The organism is Mesorhizobium sp. LNJC405B00 (assembly GCF_000502615.1).
Lineage (GTDB): Bacteria > Pseudomonadota > Alphaproteobacteria > Rhizobiales > Rhizobiaceae > Mesorhizobium.
This window is the reverse complement of sequence record NZ_AYWC01000006.1, coordinates 271,846-297,546: the sequence shown is the minus strand read 5'-3', so window position 1 is coordinate 297,546 and position 25,701 is coordinate 271,846. Positions and strand designations below refer to the sequence as shown.

Here is a 25,701-nt window from a genome sequence, read left to right as displayed (position 1 = left end):
CGGTTGACTTGGCCAAAACCTTCCGATTTACACCGGGTCAGCAAAACTCCCGACCGCGCGGACCACTTTCCCATGCTTGAAAAGACCTACGACGCCAAGACCGTCGAACCCAAGATCGCCAAAATCTGGGAAGAGGCGGACGCATTTCGCGCCGGCGCAGGTGCGGAAGAGGGGGCCGAGGCCTTTACCATCGTCATCCCGCCGCCCAACGTCACCGGCTCGCTGCATATGGGCCACGCACTCAACAACACGCTGCAGGACATACTCGTGCGCTTTGAGCGCATGCGCGGCAAGAACGTGCTGTGGCAGCCGGGCATGGACCATGCCGGCATCGCCACGCAGATGGTGGTCGAGCGCCAGCTGATGGAGAAACAGATCCATCGCCGCGATCTCACCCGCGAGGAGTTCATCGAGAAGGTCTGGGAGTGGAAGGCCGAGTCCGGCGGCGCCATCTTCAACCAGCTGAAGCGGCTCGGCGCCTCGGCGGACTGGTCGCGCGAACGTTTTACCATGGATGAAGGCCTGTCCAAGGCCGTGCTCGAAGTATTCGTCAGCCTCTACAAGGAAGGGCTGATCTACAAGGACAAGCGCCTTGTGAACTGGGACCCGAAGCTGTTGACGGCGATCTCCGACCTGGAGGTCGAGCCCCAGGAGATCAACGGCAATCTCTGGCACTTCCGCTATCCGATCGAAGGCGAGACTTTCGATCCGGAAAATTCGGCGACCTTCATTACCGTGGCGACGACACGGCCCGAGATGATGCTTGGCGATACGGCGGTCGCCGTGCACCCGGACGACGAGCGCTACCGGCATCTGGTCGGGAAAAATGTCGTGCTGCCGATCGTCGGCCGGAAAATCCCGGTTGTGGCTGACGAGTATTCCGACCCGGAAAAGGGTTCCGGCGCGGTCAAGATCACGCCGGCGCACGACTTCAACGATTTCGAGGTCGGCAAGCGCCACAAGCTGCCGGCGATCAACATCCTGACCATCGAGGCGGCAATAACGCTCAGGGATAATGAGGATTTTCTCGCCGGGCTCGACGTGACGCCGGAGCGTCAGGCCGTCTGGGACGAGCTCGACGGTCTCGACCGTTTCGTCGCGCGCAAGAAAATCGTCGAGCTGATGGAGACCGGCGGCTTCCTCGACAAGATCGAGCCGCACCGCCACACCGTGCCGCATGGCGATCGCGGCGGCGTGCCGATCGAGCCGTTTCTGACCGAGCAGTGGTATGCAAACGCCGCCGAGCTCGCCAAGCCGGCGATCGCATCGGTGCGTGAAGGCCGTACCAACTTCGTGCCGAAGAACTGGGAAAAGACCTATTTTGACTGGATGGAGAACATTCAGCCCTGGTGTATTTCACGCCAGCTGTGGTGGGGTCATCAGATCCCGGCCTGGTACGGGCCGGACGGCCGCGTCTTCGTCGAGAAGACCGACGAAGAGGCGCTGGGCGCCGCGATTGAATATTATCTGGCGCTGGAAGGCCCGTGGAAGGCCTGGGTCGAGGACAAGCTCGAGACCTTCAAGCCGGGCGAAATCCTGAGCCGCGACGAGGATGTGCTCGACACCTGGTTCTCGTCCGCACTGTGGCCGTTCTCGACACTGGGCTGGCCGGATCACACGCCGGAGCTGAAGACCTATTACCAGACCGACGTGCTGGTGACCGGTTTCGACATCATCTTCTTCTGGGTCGCCCGGATGATGATGATGGGCCTGCATTTCATGCACGAGGAGCCGTTCCACACCGTCTATGTGCATGCGCTGGTGCGCGATAAGAACGGGCAGAAGATGTCGAAGTCGAAAGGCAACGTCATCGATCCGCTCGACCTCATCGACGAGTTTGGCGCCGATGCACTGCGCTTCACGCTGACGGTGATGGCGGCGCAGGGGCGCGACGTGAAACTCGATCCGGCGCGCATCGCCGGCTACCGCAATTTCGGTACCAAGCTGTGGAACGCGACACGCTTTGCCGAGATGAACGAGGTCGCGCGCAATGACGATTTTTGGCTGAACGACGCCAAGTTGCCGGTCAACCGCTGGATCCTGACCGAATTGACCCGGGCGTCGCACGCGATCACCGAGGGCATCACCTCATACCGCTTCAACGAGGCGGCAGGGGCTGCCTACCGCTTCGTCTGGAACCTGTTTTGCGACTGGTATCTCGAACTGCTCAAGCCGGTGTTCATGGGCACTGACGAGGCGGCCAAAGCCGAAAGCCGCGCCTGCGTCGCCTTCGTGCTCGACGAGATCTACAAGCTGCTTCACCCCATGATGCCGTTCATGACGGAGGAGCTGTGGGCGCAGACGGCAGGTGAGGGCAGGACGCGCGCAACGCTGCTGTGCCACGCCGCCTGGCCGTCGCCCGACTTCGAGGACGCCGATGCAGCCGCCGACATCAACTGGCTGGTCGATCTGGTGTCCGGTATTCGCTCCGTGCGCTCTGAAATGAACGTGCCGCCGGCGGCGATCGCGCCGCTGGTGGTGGTCGGCGCCAGCGCCGAGACTCACCAGAGGCTGGAACGCCATGCGTCCGCCATCAAGCGGCTGGCGCGGGTCGGCGACATCTCGCTGCAGGACGCCGCACCCAAGGGCTCGGCCCAGATCGTGCTCAACGAGGCGACGATCTGCCTGCCGCTCGGCAGCCTGATCGATCTGTCCGCCGAGGCGGCGCGGCTGCAGAAGGAACTGGCCAAGGTGACCGAGGAAATCGCGCGGCTGCACAAGAAGCTGTCGAACGAACGGTTCGTCGCCAGCGCGCCGGAAGAGATCGTCGCGGCCGAGCGCGAAAAACTCGCGGAATACCGTGATCAGCAGGAGAAGCTTTCGGTGGCGTTGACCCGGGTGCGCGACGCCGGCTGAGCGCCGGATTCGCGGTGCCTGGGAACAGCGTCAAGGCAGGTCTTGTGCCAGAAAAACAGGCATTCCGTAACGTTAATGTTGACGTAAACGGAAAGTTTGCGCCCCATTGTTGCCATAATGTAACAATGGGGCCTAATGCCGGTAAAACAGCCGGGTTTTATACTGTTTAGAGCGGTTTTTCATGATTTTTTGCGCCGATTGCCGCTCAAATGGCCATTTTCCGGCATGCTTGCGCGGCGCGCCACTTTGTCCGAAATGCGTTCCGCAAGTGCGTACATGTACGCTATTTCAATTCATTGTTGCACCGTTAACCCGAATTGGTTCTAGCTTGACGCACTGGAATTTCGGGGAGGACATCCATGAACAATTTGCGTTTGAAAACACTGCTGGGGGCGGGGTGTTTTTCGCTGGGCCTGATCGGTTCCGCGCATGCCGGCGGCATCGAGCGCGGTGGCTACGACATTGACCTTCTGTTTGACCCAGCTCCGTTCGCCACGGAAGCCGAGGCGACTTATGTGATGCCACAGCGCAAGCTCAAGAACGCGGTCGATACCGATCCGAGTGACGGCGATCTTACATTCCTGGGCAGCACGGCGAAAGACAGCAAGAGCTACTGGGTGCCGCGCATCGGCGTCAAGGCCGAGGTCGTCAAGGGCGTCGACTGCATGTTCGACTACTCGCAGCCGTGGGGCGCGCACACAAATCCGGGTCTGTGGGCCGGTGCCGAGTCCAACATGGAAACCGACATCAAGAGCAACAACTACGCCGGCACTTGTTCTTACAAGATGGATGCCGGCAAAGGCCAGGTTCGCTTCATCGGCGGCGTTTATTACCAGGAAGTCTATGGCTTCAAGGAAGACCTGGTGTCGCCGCTGGTACCGGGTTTCCAGGGAACCGGCCGTGTTGATCTCAAGGGCACGGGCTGGGGCTGGCGCGCCGGCCTTGCCTATGAAATCCCAGAAATCGCGCTGCGCGCCAGCCTCGTCTACAATTCGCGGGTCAAGCTCGACAACATCTCAGGCACGCTGGACTTGACGCATGTTGGCCTTGTCGTGCTGCCGATCTATGGTGCGACGCAGTACATGCCGGATACGGTGGAATTGAAGTTGCAGTCAGGCATTGCGCCCGGCTGGCTCGCCTTCGGTTCGCTCAAATGGGTCAACTGGAGCCTGCTGCAGAGTGTTCCGATTTGCGTCGTAGGTACTCCCGCTGCGGCATGCGTTACGGGTGATGCTCTGCATTCAGGCCAGATTACCTCGCTGGACCTGATGTATCGCGATGGCTGGACGGTTACGGGCGGCATCGGCCACAAGTTCAACGATGAGTGGAGCGCGGCCGGCCAGCTTTCCTGGGATCGCGGCACATCACACGGCTACGGCTCGCAGACCGACACCTGGACGTTGGGCGGCGGCGTCGCCTACACGCCTTCGCGCAATATCGAAGTGCGTCTGGCCGGCGCGGTCGGCGTGCTGACCAGCGGCCATTCAGGGGTCGTGAATGGCGACAACGGCTACCAAGCCGGCACTGACGTCAGCTATGATTTCGGCAACGATCTGGTCACGGCCATTTCTGGCGGCCTCAAGATCAACTTCTAAGCCTCTGAAAATTCACACAAAGGCCGGGCACTTGCCCGGCCTTTTTCGTTTGAGGCACGGTGTTGAGCCGTGCCGCCACGCGCCGGCGTTGCAAATCCGTCTCATCACTTTCGCCTCTCGCGATTGTGACGTTTTGGCAACAGTTCCCGGCCAACCCCCGCGCTGCGGCCCCGGCCGAAGAAATTGCCCATTTCCCGCCATAAACCCGGCGCACCTCGAATTTGTCTCGGGACACGCGCCAGAAGGCTCGGCGATGGGGCAGGCCGCACCGCCCGCGGCAAGGAAGAGTATGGACGCCAGAGTCATTTCCAAGGCCAAGCTCCCTAGCCGCCATGTGACCGTCGGTCCGGCGCGTGCGCCGCACCGTTCGTATCTCTATGCCATGGGCCTGTCTGCGGCCGAGATCGCGCAGCCGCTGGTCGGCGTTGCCTCCTGCTGGAACGAGGCGGCGCCTTGCAACATCTCGCTGATGCGCCAGGCGCAAGTGGTCAAGAAAGGTGTGGCGGCCGCAAACGGCACGCCGCGCGAATTCTGCACCATCACCGTCACCGACGGCATCGCCATGGGGCACCAGGGCATGAAGTCGTCGCTGGTGTCGCGCGATGTCATTGCCGATTCGGTCGAACTCACCATGCGGGGCCATTGCTACGATGCGCTGGTCGGCCTTGCCGGCTGCGACAAGTCGCTGCCCGGTATGATGATGGCCATGGTGCGGCTCAACGTGCCGTCGATCTTCATCTATGGCGGCTCGATCCTGCCGGGCTCCTATCGCGGCCGCCAGATCACTGTGCAGGACGTGTTCGAAGCAGTCGGCCAGCATTCGGTCGGCACGGTCAGCGATGCCGAACTGCTCGAGATCGAGCAGGCGGCGTGTCCGTCCGCCGGCTCCTGCGGGGCCCAGTTCACAGCCAACACCATGGCCACCGTCGCCGAGGCGATCGGCCTGGCGCTGCCGTACTCCTGCGGCGCGCCGGCGCCTTACGAGATGCGCGACCGCTTCAATTTCGCTTCCGGCGAAAAGATCATGGAGCTGATCGCCAAGAACATCCGGCCGCGCGACATCGTCACCCTGAAGGCGCTGGAGAATGCCGCGACCGTGGTTTCGGCAACCGGCGGCTCGACCAATGCGGCGCTGCATCTGCCGGCCATTGCGCACGAGGCCGGGATAAAGTTCGACCTTTTCGACGTCGCCGCGATTTTCGAGAAGACGCCTTACATCGCCGACCTGAAGCCCGGCGGCAAATATGTCGCCAAGGACATGTTCGAGGCCGGCGGCATTCCGCTCTTGATGAAGACGCTGCTCGACCATGGCTATCTGCATGGCGACTGCCTGACCGTGACTGGCCGCACTTTGGCCGAAAACATGGAGCACGTTGTCTGGAATGATAGCCAGGATGTGGTCCGTCCCGCCAACCGACCAATCACCCAAACCGGCGGTGTCGTGGGCTTGAAGGGCAACCTTGCCCCCGAAGGTGCGATCGTAAAGGTCGCGGGCATGACGGAGCTGAAATTCTCAGGCCCGGCACGCTGTTTCGATTCGGAAGAGGAATGTTTCGAGGCGGTCACGCACCGCAACTACCGGGAAGGCGAGGTTCTCGTCATCCGCTATGAAGGTCCGCGTGGCGGCCCGGGCATGCGCGAGATGCTGTCGACGACGGCGGCTCTCTACGGCCAGGGCATGGGCGGCAAGGTAGCCCTCATCACCGACGGCCGCTTTTCGGGCGCAACGCGCGGTTTCTGCATCGGCCATGTCGGGCCCGAAGCTGCCGTTGGCGGCCCGATCGGGCTCTTGAAAGACGGCGATGTGATCTCGATCGATGCAACCAAAGGCACGATCGCGGTCGACCTGTCCGAGGCCGAACTGGCAACGCGGGCGAAGGCCTGGAAGGCGCGCACGACCGACTATCAGTCGGGCGCGATCTGGAAATACGCACAGACGGTAGGGCCTGCCCGCCACGGCGCGGTCACCCATCCGGGCGGTGCCAAAGAAACACATTGCTATGCGGATATCTGAGTTGTTGAGGTCGTCTGTCCTTCCGGCACTGGTCGCTGTTGCGATCTTTGGCGCCGTGGGCCAGGCCATGGCCTTCGACGACAAGGTGTTCGACGACAAGACCGGCGTGAAGCCGCAATCGAGCCCATGGGCCGTGTTCCAGTTCGGCTTCTCCGCCTACAAGAGCGGCCATAAGGAACAGGCGGTCGAGGCCTATAAATACGCCGCCGAGAACGGCCAGATCGGCGCCACCTGGAAGCTCGCGCGCATGTACGCCGAAGGCGACGGCGTGACGCGCGACGACTATGCGGCCTTCAAATTCTTCTCCGAGATCGTCGATCAGGATGTCGAGCCGGGATCGCCGGAGGAAAGCTATGTCTCCGACGCGCTGGTGGCGCTGGGCGACTATCTCCGGACAGGCATCCCCGGCAGCCCGGTCGAGGAAAACGAGGTCGCGGCGCAGGAATATTACATGCGCGCGGCCGCCAATTACCGCAACCCGAACGCCCAGTTCGAGATGGGCCAGATGTTCCTGAAGGGCGAGGGCGGCGTCAAGGCCAGCGTCAAGCAGGCCGGCCGCTGGTTCCAGCTCGCCGCCGAAAAAGGCCATGCCGGCGCCCAGGCGACTCTTGGCAATCTTCTGTTCCAGAGCGGCAAGATCGTGCGCGGGCTGGCCATGATGACCGCCGCGCTCGAACGCGCCTCGCCGAGCGACCAGCCATGGATCCGCGGCATGCAGGAAGAGGCATTTGCCGCCGCCGGCGAAGCCGACCGCCGCACGGCGATTTCGCTTGCCGACGACATCCTGACCAAGGGCGGCGGCGACCAGTGAAATTGCCAATCTCCCCCTCAAGGGGGAAATTAGCTCACATCCATCAGTTCTCGGTGAGTTCCGCCGGCACCGCTCTGTGCACCGGCATCGAGATCGGCGTGACGTGCAGATGCGGCTTAATCGTGCTGTCGGGACAGGTATCGCCGATCTTGGTCCATGAGGTGTTGTTGAGCACCAGGTCGCAGCGGGCCATATGGCTCTTGTCTGAAACCGTCAGGCAGGTGACCTGGCCGACCTGGTAGGACTTGCCATTGGCCGGCACTGCTGGTCGGCAAGTGCCGCTGCAGGGGAGGCTATGGCAAATGCTAGGCCGATCGGGCAAAGGAGGAATCGTAGTGCCATGGAACCCCAGCCGCCATGCTGATCTCTGACTGAATGGCGCGATTGTGGCGATATCAGGGTTTCGGCTGATATCAGGCCGGCAGCAGCGCCAGATCAATCGCCACCGGCACATGATCGGAAGGCTTTTCCCAGGCGCGCACATGCTTTTCGATCGAGGCCGAGGAAAAGCGGTTGGCCGCTTCGGGCGACAACAGCAGATGGTCGATGCGGATGCCGTTGTTCTTCTGCCAGGCGCCGGCCTGGTAGTCCCAGAAGGTGTAGACGTCGGCCGCATCGGTGACGGCGCGCACCGCCTCGGTAAAGCCGAGATTCTTCAGTCGCCGGAAGGCCTGCCGGGTCTGCGGCTGGAACAGCGCATCGCCAAGCCAGTTCTCGGGGAAGCGCGCATCGACCGGCTCGGGGATGACATTGTAGTCGCCGGCCAGCACCAGCGCCTCCTCCAGAAGCAGCCGCTGCTCGGCCCAGCGATGCAGCCGCTCCATCCAGGCCAGCTTGTAAGGAAATTTCTTCTCGTCATCGATGGGATTGCCGTTGGGCAGATAGAGCGAGGCGACGCGCAGCGCGCCCTGGTCGGTCGAGAACACGCCCTCGATGAAGCGCGCCTGCTCGTCGGTGTCATCACCGGGCAGGCCCCTGATAACCTCGTCGAAGGGAAGCTTCGACAGCAGGGCGACGCCGTTAAAGCCCTTCTGGCCATGGGTTTCCACGTTGTAGCCAAGCGCCTCGATCTCGGCGCGCGGGAACTGCTCGTCGACCGACTTGATCTCCTGCAGGCAGACGATGTCGGGCTGGCTTTCGCTCAGCCAGTGGGTGAGGTTGCCGATGCGGGCGCGAATGCCGTTTATGTTCCAGGTGACGATTTTCATGGGCGGCCTCAGGGATGTTCGGGCGAAAGACGTTCGACAAGCCCGATCGTATTGCCTGCCGGGTCCTTTAGAAAGGCCATCCACTCGCTTTCCCCCGCCGTTCCGAACGTGCCTTCGGTGTCGTTGTGGACGAGCGCCGGCGGTGCGGTGAAGGGAACGCCGGACGCTTTCGCCTCGGCGTGGAAGGCTTCGAGCCCGGCTATATCGAGATAGACGGTGCCGGCCGGAACGCCATCGGTGAACAGCAACCTGATATCACCGGCCATGATGAAGGCGATGCCCGGCGGATCGTAGCGGGCGTGAACGTTGAGGCCGAGCACATCGCGCCAGAAGGCCAGCGTCACGTCGAGATCGCGCCCGGCCGACAGTGCGACCTGACGGACCGGGCCGACGCCGGACATCTGCCTAGATGGAGAAACTGGTGCCGCAGCCGCAGGAGGCGACTGCATTGGGGTTGCGGATCTGGAACGATTGGCCCATCAGATCGTCGACGAAGTCGATCACCGAGCCGCCCATATAGACCAGCGACAAATCGTCGATCAGCACGGTGGCGCCGTCCTTTTCGATGGCGACGTCGTCGTCGTTGCGCGTATCGACCAGGTCGAACTTGTAGGAAAAGCCGGAGCAGCCGCCGCCCTCTACGGAGACGCGCAGCGCCGTCTTGCCGGCCTCGCCAGAGACGATTTTCGCGATCCGCCTGGCGGCGGACTCGGTCATCTCGACTTTCATGGCAGTCTTGGCATCAGCGCCCATGGGCGTCACCTTGCTTTCGGTTTCACATGATAGGTATGAAGCGGGAAGGGGCAAGTCAACTGCGGCGGCATCAGCCATGACAAATGAGCTTGGCGACATTGGGTTCGGCTATCGGCCGCGCGCGGCCTATGCCAGCGACCCAGCCAGGTCGCGCGGGCGGCTCTATGACGAGGTCGAGAGCCCGACTCGCACGCCATTCCAGCGCGACCGCGACCGTATCATTCATTCGACTGCCTTCCGCCGCCTGAAGCACAAGACGCAGGTGTTCGTCGCCCATGAAGGAGATCACTACCGCACCCGGCTGACGCATTCGATCGAGGTGGCGCAGATTGCGCGGGCTCTGGCGCGAGCGCTGCGCGGCGACGAGGATCTGGCCGAGGCGGTCGCCTTGGTGCACGATTTCGGTCACACGCCGTTCGGCCATACCGGCGAGGACGCGCTGAACGAGCGGATGGCCCAATGGGGCGGCTTCGACCACAATGCGCAGTCGCTGCGCGTGGTGACGCGGCTGGAGCGGCGCTATGCCGAGTTCGACGGGCTGAACCTGACCTGGGAAACGCTGGAAGGCCTGGTGAAGCACAATGGCCCGCTGACCGACGCCAAGGGAAAAGGGCTCAAAGGCCCGGTGCCGCAGGCGATCCGCGACTATTCCGAGTTGCACGACCTCGAACTCGACCATTTCGCCGGCATCGAGGCGCAATGTGCTGCGATCGCCGACGATATCGCCTACAACACCCATGACATCGACGACGGCCTGCGCTCCGGCTTCCTGACCTTGGACATGCTGGAAACGGTGGCGCTGCCGGGATCGATCCTGGCAAGCGTGCGCGCGCGCTATCCGGGCCTGGACGATGTGCGCACCGGCCATGAGCTGATGCGCCGGCAGATCACGATGATGGTCGAGGACGTCATTGTTTCCACCACCGCCAATCTGGAGCGCATCAAGCCTGACAGCGCCGAAGCGGTGCGGGCGGCGGGCGAGACGATGGTGACCTTTTCCGCAGACATGGCGGCGACCGAGAAGGATTTGAAGACCTTTCTTTACAAGCATCTCTACCGGCATGACGAGGTGATGCGCGTTCGCATTGAGGCCGAGCAGATCGTGCGCGACCTGTTCGATGTCTATTTCGCCGATCCGCGCGCCATGCCGGACGGCTGGCGGGAGGGGCTCGACCGGGCGGAGGACCGCATCAAGGCGCGCAGCGTCGCCGATTTCCTGGCGGGGATGACGGATACCTACGCCTTGAAGGAACACCGCCGTCTGTTTGACCATACGCCCGATTTAAGCTAGGGCGGGCGCGATTTGCCGGCCAATGAGCCGGTTCCCCTGCACAGTCCGCCAGAGCAAGACCCATGAACATCTTCGCCGATTTCAGCGCGCGAATCACAAAAGCCGTCGAAGCGCTTGATTTGAAAGACAGTAATGGCGTTTCGCCCGACCTGTCGCGCATCGCCGTCGAGCCGCCGCGCGACGCCAGCCATGGCGATCTCGCCACCAATGCGGCGATGGTACTGGCCAAGCCGACAGGGCACAACCCGCGGGCGCTGGCCGAGCGGCTGGTGGAAGTGCTGCTCAGCGACGCCGATGTTGCCGAAGCCGACGTCGCCGGTCCCGGCTTCGTCAATCTCCGGCTCAAGGACGCTTTCTGGCAGGCACATCTGACCGCGGTGCTCGGCGAGGGGCAAAACTACGGCCGCTCGACCATTGGTGGCGGCAAGAAGACCAATGTCGAATATGTCTCGGCCAATCCGACCGGGCCGATGCATGTCGGCCATTGCCGGGGCGCGGTTGTCGGCGACACGCTCGCCAATCTGATGGCCTTCGCCGGCTATGACGTCACCAAGGAATACATCATCAACGACGCCGGCGCGCAGATCGACGTGCTCGGGCGTTCGGCCTTCCTGCGCTACCGCGAAGCGCTGGGCGACGACATTGGCGAGATACCGGCCGGTCTCTATCCCGGCGACTATCTTGTGCCGGTCGGTCAGGCGCTGGCTGCCGAATTTGGCCGCAAGCTCTTGCAGATGCCCGACGATCAGTCGCTGGCAATCGTCAAGGACCGCACGATCGACGCCATGATGGTGATGATCCGCGAGGATCTGGCGTTGCTCAATGTGCATCACGACGTTTTCTTCTCCGAGCGCACGCTGCATGCCGACAATGCCAAAAAAATCCGCTCGGCGATCAACGATCTGACGCTGAAGGGCCATATCTACAAGGGCAAGCTGCCGCCGCCCAAGGGCGAGAAGCCGGACGACTGGGAAGATCGCGAGCAGACGCTGTTCCGCTCGACGGCGGTCGGCGACGACATGGACAGGGCGCTGGTCAAGTCCGACGGCTCGTTCACCTATTTCGCCGCCGACGTCGCCTATCTCAAGGACAAGGTCGACCGCGGTTTCGTCGGCCTGATCTATGTGCTGGGCGCCGACCATGGCGGCTACGTCAAGCGGCTGGAAGCGCTGGCGCGGGCGATTGCAGGCGATGATCTGAAGCTGCAACTCACGGTGCTCCTGTGCAATCTGGTGAAGCTGTTTCGCGATGGCGAACCGGTTCGGATGTCGAAGCGGTCGGGCGACTTCGTGACCTTGCGCGAAGCGGTGGAGGAGGTGGGCCGCGATGCGATCCGCTTCATGATGCTCTACCGCAAGAGCGACGCGCCGCTCGACTTCGATTTCGCCAAGGTCACCGAACAGTCCAAGGACAATCCCGTGTTCTACGTGCAGTACGCTTCGGCGCGCTGTCATTCGGTGTTCCGGCAGGCGAGCGAGCAACTGGGCGAGGCCAATTTCGACCGCAACAGCCTGGCCGCGGCCTCGGCGTCGCTCACCGATGAGGGCGAGATCGGCCTGATCCGGAAGCTGGCTGAATATCCCCGGCTGGTCGAATCTGCGGCCCTTGCGCTGGAGCCGCACCGGCTGGCATTCTACCTCTACGATCTGGCTTCCAGCTTCCATGGACACTGGAATCGGGGCACCGAGAATGCCGACTTACGTTTTGTTAAGGTTAACGACCGACAATTGACTCATGCCAGACTAGGGCTGGTGCAGGCTGTTTCGGATGTTTTGACCTCCGGCCTGACGCTGATTGGGGCTGATGCGCCCACTGAGATGCGTTAGGTTTAACTAAAACACCTGTCACCATTTGCCCACATTGCGCTGGTAAGGGCCAACCCTACGCGACGTCCATGGCGTCCGAATGAGTGCGAGTTCGGGAACAATAATGGCAGACAGAACCCAGCTGAGAGTAGCCGACAACAACGACATCGCCGAAGATGATCCGTTCGCTGAACTGACCAGGATCATGGGTTTCGATCCGCGCCAGCCGGTCAAGCCGCAGGCGCCAGCCGTCGAGACGGCTGCGGACGAGGGCGATTTCGACATCGACCTCGAGAAGGAGTTGATGGGCGAATTCGGCGATGAAGTCGGTTCCATGGAGGCCAGCCAGCCAGCTCCCGAGGTTCACCAGCCTGCCGCTGAGCCCTACGAACCTGCTGCCGAGATTCGCGAGCCGGCTTTCGAAACCACCGATGCCGCGATGGACGATGCGCTGGCTGCTTCGCTGGAATATGATTTCGTCTTCGACGATGCCGCCGATCTGGATTTCGGCGCTGCCCCGCAGGCTGCGGCTGCTCCCGTTGAACCCTCGGTTGCCGAACCTTGGTTTGCCGAGCCCGCATTCGACGAAGCTGCATTCGATGACGATTTCGACAATGCCGTGGCCAGTTCACTGGAAAACGTATCGCCGCTCGAAGACGACCTGCCGATGGATGACGAGCTTGCCGCTTCGCTCGAGCAGGGGTTGCTGCTCGATGACGATGCGACCGTCGCCCATGCCGCAGATGTCGCGCAGGTTGCTGCTGCGCCTGCCGACGATCTCGCGTTCGACGATGATTTCGACAATGCCGTCTCGATGTCGCTGGAAGACGAGCTGACGCTGGACGGTCCTGCGCCGGCGCAGGACCAGTATGCCGCGCCAGTAGCCGAGGCGCCGATCCATACCTTCGACGCCGTCGGCTCCGCCGACCACGCTGTTGCCGACGAGGATTCTGCGGGTCATTTCGATGACGCGATGGCCGATGTCGACATGGACTTTGCGGCCCAGGATTTTGCAGCCCAGGATTTTGCAGCCCAGGATTTTGCGGCCGAGCATTTCGAGCCTCAGGCTTTCGAGGCTCAGCCTGTTGAGGCCGAGGATCCGGAAGAGCGCGATCTGGATGTCAGCGATCTGCAGGCCAGCGCGCCGGTTGAGATGGATGCGCCGGAAGTGGACGAGACGCCGGCCTGGACCGTGGAGGCCAGCCCCTCTCATGAGACTGCGCACGAAGCATTCGACGATTTCGATCTGAGCATCGATGATGCGCTTGCCGATCACGAGCCGGTGGCCGAGACCGCACCCGCTCCGGTTCAGCCAACTCCGGTCGCACCAGCCTATGTGGCGCCTACCAATATGGCGACCCCGGCCGCTCCGGTCGCTGACGAACGGACGTTGGAAGATGAACTCAACGCGCTGCTTGGCGCCATGACCACACCACGCCCGGCGCCAGTCGCCCCGATTCCGGTGGTCACCGAGCCCACCAGGGCTGCCGCCATCGAGCCCACCAGGACTTATGAGCCGGTTGCCCCGGTGCAGCGGTCCGTCGCGACGCCGGTCGCTCCGGTCGATAATCTCGACTGGGACCTAGACGAACACGCGCCTGCTCCTCAGGAGGCCCAGGCGGACGATGCCGATTTCGACGATCTGCTTGCCGGCGAACTTGAAGGCCATGTGCCCGAGATCGAGTTCGATGATCACGCCTTCGACGCGGCGCTGGCCAAGGGCATCGATCTCGGTCATGACGATACGGCAGCACCGGTCGCTGGCGACTGGCGCTCGACGCCGCCGGAGCCGGCGCGTTCGTGGAGCCGCGTGACTCCCACCCCGGCCCAGCCTTCCTTTGCAGCGCAGCCGAAACCTTCTTTTGCAGCGCAGCCGCAAGCTGCTTTTGCAGAAAAGCCGTCCATGCCGCCGGCGGCAGCGCCAAGCTATCGCGACCAGCCGGTTGCCGCTGCTGCCTATGTGGCGCCGACGCCATCGCGCCAGGCGCCGCCTCAGGCCTATGACGAGATGCCGGATGTCGAGACGGTCGATGTGCCGGAGCGTGTGGTGGCGATTGCCGACGACCTCGACATTCCAGAACTCAGCTTCGAGCAAGACGAGCCGGCCGCCTATGACGACATCGACGCCGAATTCGCCGGCATGCTCAACGACATGAACGCGGTGGAAGTGGCGCCGCCCACTGCCGCACGCAGTGCCGGCTATGATGACGATTCCTACAGTTCCAGCTTCAGTTCGGGCCACGAGCTCGACCAGCGCGCCTATGCGGCGCGGCCAGCCGAAGTGCTTGCAGCCACGCAAGCTCACCACGCCGATGCCGCCGGCGGCTTCGACATGGACGATCTGCCCGGCAGCCAGCCGGTTTCGCAGGCCGACGATTTCGCGGTCGACGAACTCGACTACGATCCGGATCTGGACGAGGCAATGGCGGTGCCGGGCCTCGCCGAGCAGGAAGCCGCACGGCCGCGCAGGAGCGGGCTGCTGGTCGCGGGGGTCGTTGCTGCGGTTGCGATTGCCGGCGGCCTTGGCGCCTTCGCCTTGTCGTTCGGCGGCAAGGGCGGCAGCGATGCGCCGGTCATTGTCAAAGCCGACAACAGGCCGATCAAGGTCAAGCCCGAAAATCCGGGCGGCGCCGTGGTGCCGAACCAGGACAACAAGGTTTACGATGCGGTCGCCAAGGGCACCAAGCCGGCCGAGCCGGTTCAGGAGAAGCTGGTCACCAACACCGAAGAGCCGGTCGATGTGAAGGCGCAGGAGCCTGAAAGCCGCGTCGTCGATCTGTCGCCCGACGATACTGCCCCAGGCCCCGACGCTGCCGGCAACCCCGAAGCTGCCGTCAACCCCGACGCTGCCGGCAACCCCGACGCGGCTGTCGCGCCGGCGCCAAAATCCGAGGACCGCATTGCGCAGGTGCTGCAGGAAGCCGAGAAGAACCCCGATACGGTCGCCGTTGCCCCGCGCAAGGTGCGGACCATGGTGGTCAAGCCCGACGGCTCGTTGGTGGCACGCGAGGACTCGACGCCGGCCGCGCCGCAGGTTGCGGCGACTGAGCCGCTTGACCCGGCGCCGCAGCACGTCGCCCCTTCGGCCGATGCCGAGCAGACCGGCACCGTGGCGCCTGCCGATCAGGCAAATAGCGACCAGGCAAGTGCCGAGACCGCCAAGCCGGTCAAGCCGGTGAAGCCGGCGGCTGCGCCGAAGGCTGAGACCCAGTCCGCCAACACGCCGCAGACGGTTGCCGTGGCGCCGCAGCGCCCGTCCGACCAGCCGGTCGACGTGGTCGGCGAGGTCAAGCCCGACCAGGTTGCCTCCATCCCGGCGACGGCTTCGACATCGGGCGGTTCGTGGTCGATGCAGATCGCTTCGCAGCCGACGGTCGAAAGCGCCCAGGCCAACTACGCCGACCTGCAGCGCCGCTATGGAAATGTGCTCGCCGGTCGCACCGCCAACATCGTCAAGGCGGAGATCGCCGGCAAGGGCACCTTCTACCGTGTCCGGGTGCCTGCGCAATCGCGCAACGATGCGATCAATCTGTGCACCAGCTACAAGGCTGCCGGCGGCAACTGCTTCGTGTCTCGGTAAGGCCGGATCCAATTATCAGAGCCGGTGCGTTCCCAAGGGTCGCGCCGGCTTTTTCATGTGGATGGGCGAGAGGTTGAGGCGCTTGCCGTCCGGGGAGATTCCCTTTGCCGGCGCGAAGCCCTAAACTGGTGGAATGACCGAATCAAAATCCATGATCCTCGGCTGTGCCGGGAAATCGCTGACCCGCGAAGAAATCCGTTTCTATCGCAATGAATGCCCGTGGGGCTTCATCCTGTTTGCGCGCAACATCGGCGAAACCGAGCAGATCCGCGATCTGGTCGCCGAAATGCGCGACTGTATCGGGCGCCCCGATGCGCTGGTGTTCATCGACCAGGAAGGTGGCCGGGTGCAGCGCCTGCGGCCGCCGCTGGCGCCGAACTATCCCGCCGGCGGCGCGCTCGGTGCATTGTGGCGCAAGGACCATGATGCCGGCACCCGCGCTGCCTGGCTGATGGCGCGGCTGCACGCCTTCGACCTGTTACGCTACGGTATCTCTGCCGATTGCCTGCCGGTGCTGGACGTGCCGATCGAGGGCGCCAGCGACGTCATCGGCGCGCGCGCCTATGGCAAGGAGCCGCGCCCGGTCATCGAACTCGGCCGCGCGGCGGCGGAAGGGCTGATGTCGGGCGGCGTGCTGCCGGTCATGAAGCACATTCCGGGTCACGGGCGCGCCTTTGCCGACACGCATTTCGAACTGCCTGTGGTCGATGCCTCGCTGAGCGACCTGCAGCGGCATGATTTCGCCCCGTTCCGCGAGCTTAGCCATCTGCCGATGGCGATGACGGCGCATGTCGTCTACAGCGCCATCGATCCGAACAACCCAGCGACCACCTCAGGCAAGGTCATCGACGAGATCATCCGCCGCGAGATCGGCTTCGACGGGCTGTTGATGAGCGATGACACCTCGATGAAGGCACTTTCTGGGGATTTCCCGACAAAGGCGGCCTCGATCCTTGCGGCGGGCTGCGATCTGGTCCTTCACTGCAATGGCGTTTTCGAGGAGATGGCGGGCATCGCATCGCGAACCACGGGACTTGAAGGGACGTCGCTGGAGCGCGCCAAGCGGGCGCTGACCTATATAAGGGATCGCGACCGGGCCGACGAAACCGAGATACGCGCCGAGTTTGCCACCTATTTCGATGCGGTGGCCTAGAGACGGATGATTTCAGGTCTGTTCGACCTGAAATCTGAATCCGTCTCTAAATTAGATAGAGAGAGCATGATGTCGTCCGAAAACCGCTTCACACTTTTCGGCATCATGCTCTAACCAGAGGTAAAGGAACAAGTGGCGGAGACATTGGACAGCAAGGCTGCGAAGGCCGCACCGATGGACCGTCTGTGGGCCGAGAACGACGATTCACGGGTCACCGGCGACCCGTCGCTGGTCGTCGACGTCGCCGGGTTCGAAGGTCCGCTCGACCTCTTGCTGCATCTCGCCCGCAACCAAAAGGTCGATCTGTCGCGGATTTCCATCTTGGCGCTGGTCGAGCAATATCTGACCTTCGTCGAGACGGCGAGGGCGCTGAGGCTTGAGCTTGCCGCCGACTACCTGGTGATGGCGGCGTGGCTGGCCTTCCTCAAGTCGAAGCTCCTCATCCCCAAGCAGCCCGGCGAGGAAGGCGAAAGCGGCGAGGAACTGGCCGCGGTGCTGCAGTTCCGGCTGAAGCGTCTGGAGGCCATGCGCGACGCCTCGGCAAGGCTGGTCAACCGCAACCGGCTCGGCCGCGACGTGTTTGCACGCGGCATGCCTGAAATGGTCATCGTCGAGAAGCGTAACGCCTATTCGGCCTCGCTCTACGATTTGCTCACCGCCTATGCGCAGCAGCGCCAGAAACAGGCGATCACCAATGTGACAATTGCCCGGCGTGGCGTGTGGTCGCTCAAGGATGCGCGCGATATCCTGACCCGGCTGATCGGCTCGCTGCGCGACTGGACGGCGCTGGACAGCTATCTGATCAATTACCTGACCAGCCCGGACGAACGGCGTACCGCGATTGCCAGCTCGTTCGCGGCGTCGCTGGAACTGGTGCGCGAAGGCAGCATCGAGATGCGACAGGACCAGGTGTTCGCGCCGCTCTATCTGCGCGGCCGCGCGCAACCAATCAAGGCAGTCGAGGTGGCATCATGAGCGAACGCGCCAACGCTTCGGTCATTCCGTTCAAGGTCGAAGAAGAGACCGAGGAGGGCACTATCGCCCAGGACCCGACTGATACCCTGCTTCTGAATCCTGGCGAACGGCTGCATATGGCCGAAGCCATACGCATGGCCGAGGCGATCGTGTTCGCCAGCGCCGAGCCGGTCAGCGAAAAGCAGCTCGCAGCCAGATTGCCCGATGGCATCAGCATTGCCGCTGCCATGGCTGAGCTGCAGCAGATCTATGCGCGGCGCGGCGTCAATCTGGTTCGGGTCGGCGATGCCTGGGCGTTCCGTACCGCCGGCGATCTCGCCTTCCTGATGAGCCGCGACACGGTGCAGCAGCGCAAGCTGTCGCGCGCCGCGCTCGAAGTGCTGGCGATCATCGCCTACCACCAGCCGGTGACGCGCGCCGAGATCGAGGACATCAGAGGCGTCGAGACCTCGAAGGGCACGCTGGATACGCTGCTCGAAACGGAATGGGTGCGCATGCGCGGCCGCCGCCGCACGCCCGGCCGTCCCGTCACCTACGGCACGACAGACACTTTCCTCGACCATTTCGCACTGGAGGAGATCCGCGATCTTCCCGGGATGGACGAACTGAAGGGGGCAGGGCTGCTCTCCGGCCGCATGCCGTCGAATTTCGCCATCCCGTTGCCGCCGGCCGATCCGGACGCGCTGACCGAGGACGAGGATGCGTTGACCGACATCGATCTCGAGGAACTCGGCCTGCTGACGCCGCGCGTCACGGAAGATTGACCGCAAGCCGCTGTCAAAAAGCTGCATTGCTGCGGTAGATGCGCCGATTGGTAGCGGGCAGCTTTGCCGAAAATGCGTGACATAGACCGCGCCTTCATAAACTTTGTCGCTGTTGTGTTTGAATCCCAACGCGAAAACGCATAGATCATCGCCAGGGAAAACATTCGAGAGAGAGTTACAATGGGTTCATTTTCGATTTGGCACTGGATGATCGTGCTGGTGATCGTGCTGCTGGTGTTCGGCCGCGGCAAGATTCCCGAGCTGATGGGTGACATGGCCAAGGGCATCAAGAGCTTCAAGAAGGGCATGGCCGACGACGATACCGCCGAAGACAAGCGCACCGTCGAGCACCGCCCGGACGAGACCGTTTCGGCAGTGAAGGAAAAGGCCAGCAAGAGCTGAGCCCAAGGTTGTTGCTTTTGTGCAAGTCGTTGTCCCAAAACCGCTTCGCACTTTTGGGCGACAAGCACTAGTCGGAACTGATTGCCATGTTTGAAGTCGGCTGGACCGAAATGCTGGTGATCGCGATCGTCATGATCGTGGTCGTCGGACCCAAGGATTTGCCCAATATGCTGCGCACCTTCGGCCGCACGACGGCGAAGCTGCGTGCCATGGCCTCTGACTTCCAGAAGCAGTTCAACGAGGCATTGAAGGAAGCCGAGCTCGACGACGTCAAGAAGTCGGTCGATACGCTGCGCGGCCTCAATCCGGCGGCCGAGATCCGCAAGCAGCTCAATCCGTTCGAACAGGCGGCAGCAGAGGTTCGCTCCGGCGTCGATGCGGTGATGAAGCCGAAGCCCGCCGTCGACCCCGCAACGCCGGCGGCAGAAACACCACAGGCGGCCGAGCCGCTCAAGAACGGCGCGACGGTGATGCCCGGCGTCAACGGACCGGAAACAGCGCCGGCGGCGCCGATCCTTCCGGCGATGACCGACGAGGCGGTGGTGACACCGGCTGCAGCAACAGCAGCGCCACGAAACGCGCGCGCCAAGGGGGCCGCGATATCAAAGGCCCCGGCAACCAAAACAGCGGCAGCCAAGGCAGCACCGGCAAAGCCGGCGCCTGCGGCGAAGGTTGCGGCCAAGCAGTCAGCGGCGCCCGCCAAGGCTGCACCTGGAAAAGCCGCCACCAAGCCCGCTGCTGCACCGAAGGCAGTCACAAAGGCTGAGCCGAAGCCTGCGCCGGCCACGAAGCCCGCGTCCAAGAAGACGGCGGGGGCCGCCAAGTGAGCATTACGGACAGCGAAAAGGACGAGATCGAGAAGTCGTCGGCTCCGCTGATGGAGCATCTGATCGAACTGCGCCGGCGGCTGATCTGGTCGATCGGCGGTTTCTTCGTCGCCTTCCTCGTCTGCTTCTTCTTTGCCAAGAAGCTGTTCAATCTTTTGGTCGTTCCGTTCAAATGGGCCACGCAGTGGGCCGGGCTCGATCCGCACAAGGTCGAGCTGATCTATACGGCGCCGCAGGAATTCTTCTTCACCCAAGTCAAGCTCGCCATGTTCGGCGGCATGGTCATCGCCTTTCCGCTGATCGCCACGCAGATCTACAAATTCATCGCGCCAGGCCTCTACAAGAACGAACGCAACGCCTTCCTGCCGTTCCTGATCGCATCGCCGATCCTGTTCCTGATGGGAGCGTCGCTGGTCTATTTCTTCTTCACGCCGATGGTGATGTGGTTCTTCCTCGCCATGCAGCAGGCCGGCACCGACGACCAGGTGCAGATTTCGCTGCTGCCGAAAGTGTCGGAATATCTCAGCCTGATCATGACGCTGATCTTCTCTTTCGGCCTGGTGTTCCAGCTGCCGGTGGTGACCAGCCTGATGACGCGCGTCGGCATGCTGTCGTCGAAGGCGCTGGCCGAGAAGCGCAAATGGGCGATCGTCATCGCCTTCGTCGTCGCGGCGGTGCTGACGCCGCCTGATCCGATGAGCCAGATCGGTTTGGCCATCCCGACCATCCTGCTCTACGAGGTGTCGATCTGGGCGGCCCGGCTGATCGAGCGCGATCAGGTCAAGCAGAAGCTGGCGCGCGAGAAGCAGGAAGCCGCCGAAGCCGTGGCCGAAAAGGCGGCGGACGCGTCCTCAAAGCAGGCTCGTTCATAGGCTGTCGCGTTCGGGTATCCGCGTTAGCGGAAAAACGCGACAGCCGCTGACCCTCATCTTGCATCGATGAAGGATGCGGTTTACCCCCTCAGCCTTATTCTGAGGACGAACCAACCATGCTTGATATCAAATGGATTCGCGACAACCCGAAGGCCCTTGTCGAGGCGCTGGCCAAGCGCTCGTGGTCGGCTGACGAGGCGCAGTCCACGGTCGATGAGCTGATCAAGAAGGACGAAGCGCGGCGCGAGCACGTCACCGAGCTGCAGACCAAGCAGGAACGCCGCAACGCCGCCTCGAAGGAGATCGGCAACGCCATGCGTTCGGGCGACACGGCACTTGCCGAAAAGCTCAAGGCCGAAGTCGGCGATATCAAGACCTTCATCCAGAATGGCGAGGCGCGCGAGCGCGAGCTCGACAAGACGCTGAACGATGCGCTGACGGTGCTGCCGAATGTGCCGCTCGACGACGTGCCGGTCGGCAAGGACGAGCACGACAATGTCGTCAAGCATATCGTCGGCGAGGTGCCGACTCGGCCGAACTGGGTGAAGGAGCATTTCGAGATCGGCGAAGCGCTCGGCATGATGGATTTCGAGCGGGCGGCAAAGCTGTCGGGATCACGCTTCACCGTGCTGAAGAGCGGGCTGGCGCGGATGGAGCGCGCCATCGGCCAGTTCATGCTCGATCTGCACACGACCGAGCATGGCTATGAAGAAGTCATCCCGCCACTGATGGTGCGCGACGAAGTGCTTTTCGGGACCAACCAGCTGCCGAAATTCGAGGACGACCTGTTCTTCGTGCAGCATGGCGATGGCCGGCTCGGGTTGATTCCAACCGCCGAGGTCCCGCTCACCAACCTGGTGCGCGAAGAAATCACGGCCCATGAAAAGCTGCCGCTGCGCTATACGGCGCTGACGCCGTGTTTCCGCTCGGAAGCGGGCTCCGCCGGCCGCGACACGCGCGGCATGTTGCGCCAGCACCAGTTCTACAAGGTCGAGCTGGTCTCGGTCACCGACCAGGAGTCTTCGCTCGCCGAGCACGAGCGGATGACGCAGTGCGCGGAAGAGGTGCTGAAGCGACTGGAGCTGCCGTTCCGCACCATGGTCCTGTGCACGGGCGACATGGGGTTTGGCGCGCGCAAGACCTACGACATCGAGGTCTGGCTGCCCGGCCAGAACGCCTATCGCGAAATCTCGTCCTGCTCGGTCTGCGGCGACTTCCAGGCCAGGCGCATGGATGCCCGCTACAAGGACCGGGATGGCAAGGGCAACCGCTTTGTGCACACGCTGAACGGTTCGGGCACCGCTGTCGGCCGTGCGCTGATTGCCGTCATCGAAAACTACCAGAATGAGGATGGCAGCGTAACCATTCCTGAAGTGCTGCGGCCTTATATGGGCGGTCTGGCGAAGATCGAATCGAAGTAATGCGCATCCTTCTGACCAATGATGACGGCATCCATGCCGAGGGCCTGGCGTCGCTCGAACGCATCGCCCGCACGCTGTCGGACGATGTCTGGGTCGTGGCGCCGGAGCAGGACCAGTCCGGCTACGCGCACTCGCTGTCGATCTCGGAGCCGCTCCGGCTGCGCAAGATCGGCGAGAAACACTACGCCGTGCGCGGCACGCCGACCGACTGCGTCATCATGGGCGTCAAGAAGATCCTGCCTGGCGCGCCGGACCTGATCCTGTCCGGTGTCAATTCCGGCGCCAACATCGCTGACGACGTCACCTATTCCGGCACCGTCGCCGGCGCCATGGAAGGCGCGCTGCTCGGCATCCGCTCGATCGCACTCAGCCAGGGTTATTCCTATGTCGGCGAGGACCGCGTCGTTCCCTATGAGACCACCGAGGCGCTGGCGCCGGCGTTGCTGAAAAAGCTCGTCGCCATGCCGCTGCCGGACGGCGTGCTGCTCAACGCCAACTTTCCCAACTGCCTGCCTGACGAGGTTGCCGGCACCGTCGTGACGTCGCAGGGCAAGCTTGTGCACAGCCTTTGGGTCGACGAGCGCCGCGATGGGCGCGGCCTGCCTTATTACTGGCTGCGCTTCGGCCGCGAGCCGGTCGAGGGCAAGCAAGGCACCGATCTCCATGCTCTGCACAACCGGCTGGTGTCGGTGACGCCGCTGCAGCTCGACCTCACCGCGCATGAAATCCGTGACCAACTGACCAAAGCGCTGTCTGATTAAGGTTTTGGCATGAACAAGGTTTCTGCATGAACATGCCGCTCGACGATCGCGAGGGTTTTGCCGCTTTCCTGCTGCGCCTGCGCGGCCAAGGCGCGGTGCCGAAGGCGCTGATCGCAGCCTTCGAGGCGACGCCGCGGCGCGGCTTCCTCAACGGCCAGTTCCATTCGATCGCCTGGTCGGACGGGATGCTGCCGATCGAGTGCGGCGAGGCGATCGAGGGCGCCGACCTGCAGGCGGCGGTGATTGCGGCCCTGGCAATAGAGCCCGGCAACCGGGTGCTCGAGATCGGCACCGGCTCGGGCTACACGGCAGCGGTGATGTCGCGGCTCGCGGCTCGCATCGTCAGCGTCGACCGCTACAAGACGCTGGCCGAGCAGGCCAGGCAACGCTTCGAGGCGCTCGGCATCGGCAATGTCATCGTGCGCCAGGCCGATGGTTCCACCGGCCTTGCCAACGAAGCGCCGTTCGACCGCATCGTAGCCTGGGCGGCTTTCGACAGCCTGCCGCGCTTCCTGCTCGACCAATTGTCGAGCGGCGGCATCGTCATTGCCCCGATCGGGCCGGAGGAGGGCGAGCAGGTGCTGGCCAAGCTGACCAAGGTCGGCAGCCGCTTCGAGCGCGAGGATATCGGCACCGTGCGCCTGCAGCCGATCCTGCGCAGCGTCGCGGCGGTTATCTGAATTCTGCCTGTCACGCGCTTCGAAGGTAAGCCGAAGCCGATCGTTTCGTCATCCACGGGCGAAGCAAGGAGCGTAGCGACGCAGCGCAGACCCGAGGACCCATGCCGCGCCATCAAGGCGTTGCTACGGCGCAGAATTCTGCTCTGCTGCATTCTTCGGCCAATGTCACGGAATGGATCCCAGGGTCTCCGCGACGGCGCTTCGCGCCTGCTTCGCCCAGGGATGACGACGTTGGTGAAGGCGCCTTACAAAATGTTTTAAGAAAATTTGCGTCTGATTCTATGGGGTTAACCCGCCAGTAACATTAACGCGCTTTAATCATGACCAGTGTGTACCGGTTCTGTGCGGGTTAGTGCGATGCAATTCAGTGTTTTGAAGGCAAACGGGCGTACTCTGTCGCGGGGCTGCGCTGTCCTCATGCTAGCCGGAGTGGCGGCGGGGTGTAGCTCCCAAGTCTCGCGGTTCAATGGTGTCGACGACGTCTTCACCTCCTCGACCAACAATCAGCGCGCCATCATCGACAAGCAGAGCACTGCGCAGCCCTATCCGGGCGATGTGGCGGCCGAGCCGATCGCTGCGGCACCTGTCGATGGCAGCCATAACCAGTCGGTCAGCCGCTCCAGCCTGGAGCCAGTCACCGTCCAGCAGCTGCCGCCGCCGAGCGCGCCCAAAGCTGCTCCGATGCGCACCGCTTCCGCGCCGGCGCTTGCACCGGCACCGCATGTCGACAGAACGACTACCGGCACCGTCCAGCCGGCGAGGCCGTTCAAGAATGCCGGTGACTCCGATCCGAAACCAGTTGCGGCTGGTACGCCGCATGCGACCGAGATCGTGGTCAGCGACGGCGAGACCATTTCCGGCATCGCTCATCGCTATCATGTGCCCGCCGACGTGATCATGAAGGTCAACGGCTTGAGCGCCACCAAGGGGCTGAAGACCGGTCAGAAACTGGTCATCCCGGCCTATGCCTATTCAAGCAAGGGGACAGAGCCGAAACTTGCCGACGGCAAGCCGGCAAACAGCCCCAAGGCGCCGGCGCCGGAGAAGATCGCCGTACTGCCGCAGCAGCCGAAACTCAAGGACGGCAAGTCCGCCGCGCAGGTTGACGCTTCGGCAGCGAACAAGCCGAAGACCGACAAGCCGGCGCAGACTGCCTCGGCCGCGCCAAAAGCCGGCGCGGGCACCTACACGGTCCAGTCGGGCGACAGCCTGTCCTCCATCGCCAGGAAGACCGGCGTTGGCGTCGTGGCGCTGAAGCAGGCGAACGGCATGCAAGACGGCCTGCTCAAGATCGGCCAGACGCTGAAGGTTCCGGCAGGTGGCACCGCAACGGTCGCCAGCGCCAAGCCGGCCAAAGTTGATCCGGTGACGACCGCGACCACCCAACCGGCGGCAAAGCCGACGGAGACGCTCGCCACCTACACGCCGCCGAAGAAGGACGCCAAGGTTATCCAGCAGGCCGAGGACGACGACGCTGTTGCGCCCGATGCCACCGGCATCGGCAAGATGCGTTGGCCGGTGCGTGGCCGCGTCATCTCCAATTTTGGTGGCGGCAAGGATGGTGTCGACATCGCCGTGCCTGAGGGGACGCCGGTCAAGGCGGCCGAAAACGGCGTGGTCATCTATGCCGGCGACGGCCTCAAGGAATTCGGCAATACGGTTCTGGTGCGCCACGAAAACGGGCTGGTCACCGTCTATGGTCACGCCAGGTCGATCGAAGTGCAGCGCGGCCAGAAGGTCAAGCGCGGCCAGGAAATCGCGCTGTCGGGCATGAGCGGGACCACCGACTCGCCGAAACTGCACTTCGAAGTGCGCAAGAACTCGGCCCCGGTCGACCCCTCTGGCTATCTCGAATAGAACAATAAACGTTTTGCAGGCCGTCTGACCTCCAGTCCGGCCCGCCGGCTCAGCCCGCTCCGCAAGGGGCGGGCTT

The 25,701-nt window shown here is 63.2% G+C and carries 21 protein-coding genes; 17 read left to right on the top strand and 4 right to left on the bottom strand.

All coding sequences use genetic code 11. The features are described from left to right. Positions 1 to 72: 72 nt before the first annotated feature. The 4 genes from X756_RS151110 (at position 73) to X756_RS151125 (ending at position 7,276) form a co-directional block, all read left to right on the top strand. Positions 73 to 2,856 carry a valine--tRNA ligase gene (locus X756_RS151110; protein WP_023729969.1) on the top strand — a complete coding sequence of 928 codons (2,784 nt, stop codon included), beginning with the start codon at positions 73 to 75 and terminating at the stop codon, positions 2,854 to 2,856. 359 nt (positions 2,857 to 3,215) lie between these two features. Further along, entirely contained in the window at positions 3,216 to 4,451 is a 1,236-nt protein-coding gene (locus X756_RS151115; RefSeq protein ID WP_023729967.1) for an OmpP1/FadL family transporter, read from the top strand. Positions 4,452 to 4,740: 289 nt separating this feature from the next. After that, on the top strand, positions 4,741 to 6,465 hold the full coding sequence (ilvD, locus tag X756_RS151120) for a dihydroxy-acid dehydratase (protein ID WP_023729966.1): 1,725 nt from the start codon (positions 4,741 to 4,743) through the stop codon (positions 6,463 to 6,465). Then, positions 6,452 to 7,276 carry a tetratricopeptide repeat protein gene (locus tag X756_RS151125; RefSeq protein ID WP_023667701.1) on the top strand — a complete coding sequence of 275 codons (825 nt, stop codon included), beginning with the start codon at positions 6,452 to 6,454 and terminating at the stop codon, positions 7,274 to 7,276. The genes ilvD and X756_RS151125 overlap by 14 nt, the downstream gene beginning before the upstream one ends. A gap of 43 nt (positions 7,277 to 7,319) precedes the next feature. On the opposite strand, the gene X756_RS01000000165505 is transcribed toward X756_RS151125, so the two are convergent. The 4 genes from X756_RS01000000165505 to erpA all read right to left on the bottom strand — a co-directional run bounded on the left by X756_RS01000000165505 (position 7,320) and on the right by erpA (position 9,237). Continuing rightward, positions 7,320 to 7,538: a hypothetical protein gene (locus tag X756_RS01000000165505; RefSeq protein ID WP_245264506.1), complete on the bottom strand. Its 219-nt coding sequence runs from the start codon at positions 7,536 to 7,538 to the stop codon at positions 7,320 to 7,322. A gap of 151 nt (positions 7,539 to 7,689) precedes the next feature. Then, positions 7,690 to 8,484, bottom strand: a complete 795-nt coding sequence (gene xth / locus X756_RS151130; RefSeq protein ID WP_023729965.1) for an exodeoxyribonuclease III — start codon at positions 8,482 to 8,484, stop codon at positions 7,690 to 7,692. An 8-nt stretch (positions 8,485 to 8,492) separates the two neighbouring features. After that, on the bottom strand, positions 8,493 to 8,885 hold the full coding sequence (locus X756_RS151135; protein ID WP_023667697.1) for a VOC family protein: 393 nt from the start codon (positions 8,883 to 8,885) through the stop codon (positions 8,493 to 8,495). 4 nt (positions 8,886 to 8,889) lie between these two features. Next, positions 8,890 to 9,237, bottom strand: coding sequence for an iron-sulfur cluster insertion protein ErpA (erpA, locus tag X756_RS151140; RefSeq protein WP_027050337.1), 348 nt, complete (start codon positions 9,235 to 9,237; stop codon positions 8,890 to 8,892). Positions 9,238 to 9,313: 76 nt separating this feature from the next. Between erpA and X756_RS151145 the strand changes: the two genes are divergently transcribed. The 13 genes from X756_RS151145 to X756_RS151205 all read left to right on the top strand — a co-directional run bounded on the left by X756_RS151145 (position 9,314) and on the right by X756_RS151205 (position 25,625). After that, complete coding sequence (locus tag X756_RS151145; RefSeq protein WP_023729964.1) at positions 9,314 to 10,528, top strand: deoxyguanosinetriphosphate triphosphohydrolase; 1,215 nt, start codon at positions 9,314 to 9,316, stop codon at positions 10,526 to 10,528. 62 nt (positions 10,529 to 10,590) lie between these two features. Beyond that, the gene (argS, locus tag X756_RS151150) at positions 10,591 to 12,354 is read left to right on the top strand and encodes an arginine--tRNA ligase (RefSeq protein WP_023729963.1); all 1,764 of its coding nucleotides are present in this window, start codon (positions 10,591 to 10,593) and stop codon (positions 12,352 to 12,354) included. Between the two features lie 103 nt (positions 12,355 to 12,457). Further along, the gene (locus tag X756_RS151155) at positions 12,458 to 15,913 is read left to right on the top strand and encodes an SPOR domain-containing protein (RefSeq protein ID WP_023729962.1); all 3,456 of its coding nucleotides are present in this window, start codon (positions 12,458 to 12,460) and stop codon (positions 15,911 to 15,913) included. Between the two features lie 133 nt (positions 15,914 to 16,046). Beyond that, on the top strand, positions 16,047 to 17,066 hold the full coding sequence (gene nagZ, locus X756_RS151160; RefSeq protein ID WP_023681654.1) for a beta-N-acetylhexosaminidase: 1,020 nt from the start codon (positions 16,047 to 16,049) through the stop codon (positions 17,064 to 17,066). A gap of 174 nt (positions 17,067 to 17,240) precedes the next feature. Continuing rightward, positions 17,241 to 18,041, top strand: a complete 801-nt coding sequence (locus X756_RS151165) for a ScpA family protein (RefSeq protein ID WP_023667690.1) — start codon at positions 17,241 to 17,243, stop codon at positions 18,039 to 18,041. Further along, a complete protein-coding gene (scpB, locus tag X756_RS151170) occupies positions 18,038 to 18,805 on the top strand; it encodes an SMC-Scp complex subunit ScpB (protein WP_023729961.1) in 768 nt (255 codons plus the stop codon). Before X756_RS151165 ends, scpB begins: the two co-directional genes overlap by 4 nt. Before the next feature lie 180 nt (positions 18,806 to 18,985). After that, positions 18,986 to 19,207, top strand: a complete 222-nt coding sequence (locus X756_RS151175) for a twin-arginine translocase TatA/TatE family subunit (protein WP_023681650.1) — start codon at positions 18,986 to 18,988, stop codon at positions 19,205 to 19,207. Positions 19,208 to 19,293: 86 nt separating this feature from the next. After that, on the top strand, positions 19,294 to 20,034 hold the full coding sequence (gene tatB / locus X756_RS151180) for a Sec-independent protein translocase protein TatB (RefSeq protein ID WP_023729960.1): 741 nt from the start codon (positions 19,294 to 19,296) through the stop codon (positions 20,032 to 20,034). Beyond that, complete coding sequence (tatC, locus tag X756_RS151185) at positions 20,031 to 20,906, top strand: twin-arginine translocase subunit TatC (RefSeq protein WP_023667686.1); 876 nt, start codon at positions 20,031 to 20,033, stop codon at positions 20,904 to 20,906. Before tatB ends, tatC begins: the two co-directional genes overlap by 4 nt. A gap of 116 nt (positions 20,907 to 21,022) precedes the next feature. Then, positions 21,023 to 22,327 carry a serine--tRNA ligase gene (gene serS / locus X756_RS151190; protein WP_023729959.1) on the top strand — a complete coding sequence of 435 codons (1,305 nt, stop codon included), beginning with the start codon at positions 21,023 to 21,025 and terminating at the stop codon, positions 22,325 to 22,327. Then, positions 22,327 to 23,088 carry a 5'/3'-nucleotidase SurE gene (surE, locus tag X756_RS151195; RefSeq protein WP_023688221.1) on the top strand — a complete coding sequence of 254 codons (762 nt, stop codon included), beginning with the start codon at positions 22,327 to 22,329 and terminating at the stop codon, positions 23,086 to 23,088. Before serS ends, surE begins: the two co-directional genes overlap by 1 nt. Positions 23,089 to 23,114: 26 nt before the next feature. After that, positions 23,115 to 23,768, top strand: a complete 654-nt coding sequence (locus tag X756_RS151200; RefSeq protein ID WP_023697616.1) for a protein-L-isoaspartate(D-aspartate) O-methyltransferase — start codon at positions 23,115 to 23,117, stop codon at positions 23,766 to 23,768. 357 nt (positions 23,769 to 24,125) lie between these two features. Then, positions 24,126 to 25,625: a peptidoglycan DD-metalloendopeptidase family protein gene (locus X756_RS151205; RefSeq protein WP_023729958.1), complete on the top strand. Its 1,500-nt coding sequence runs from the start codon at positions 24,126 to 24,128 to the stop codon at positions 25,623 to 25,625. Positions 25,626 to 25,701 lie beyond the last annotated feature (76 nt).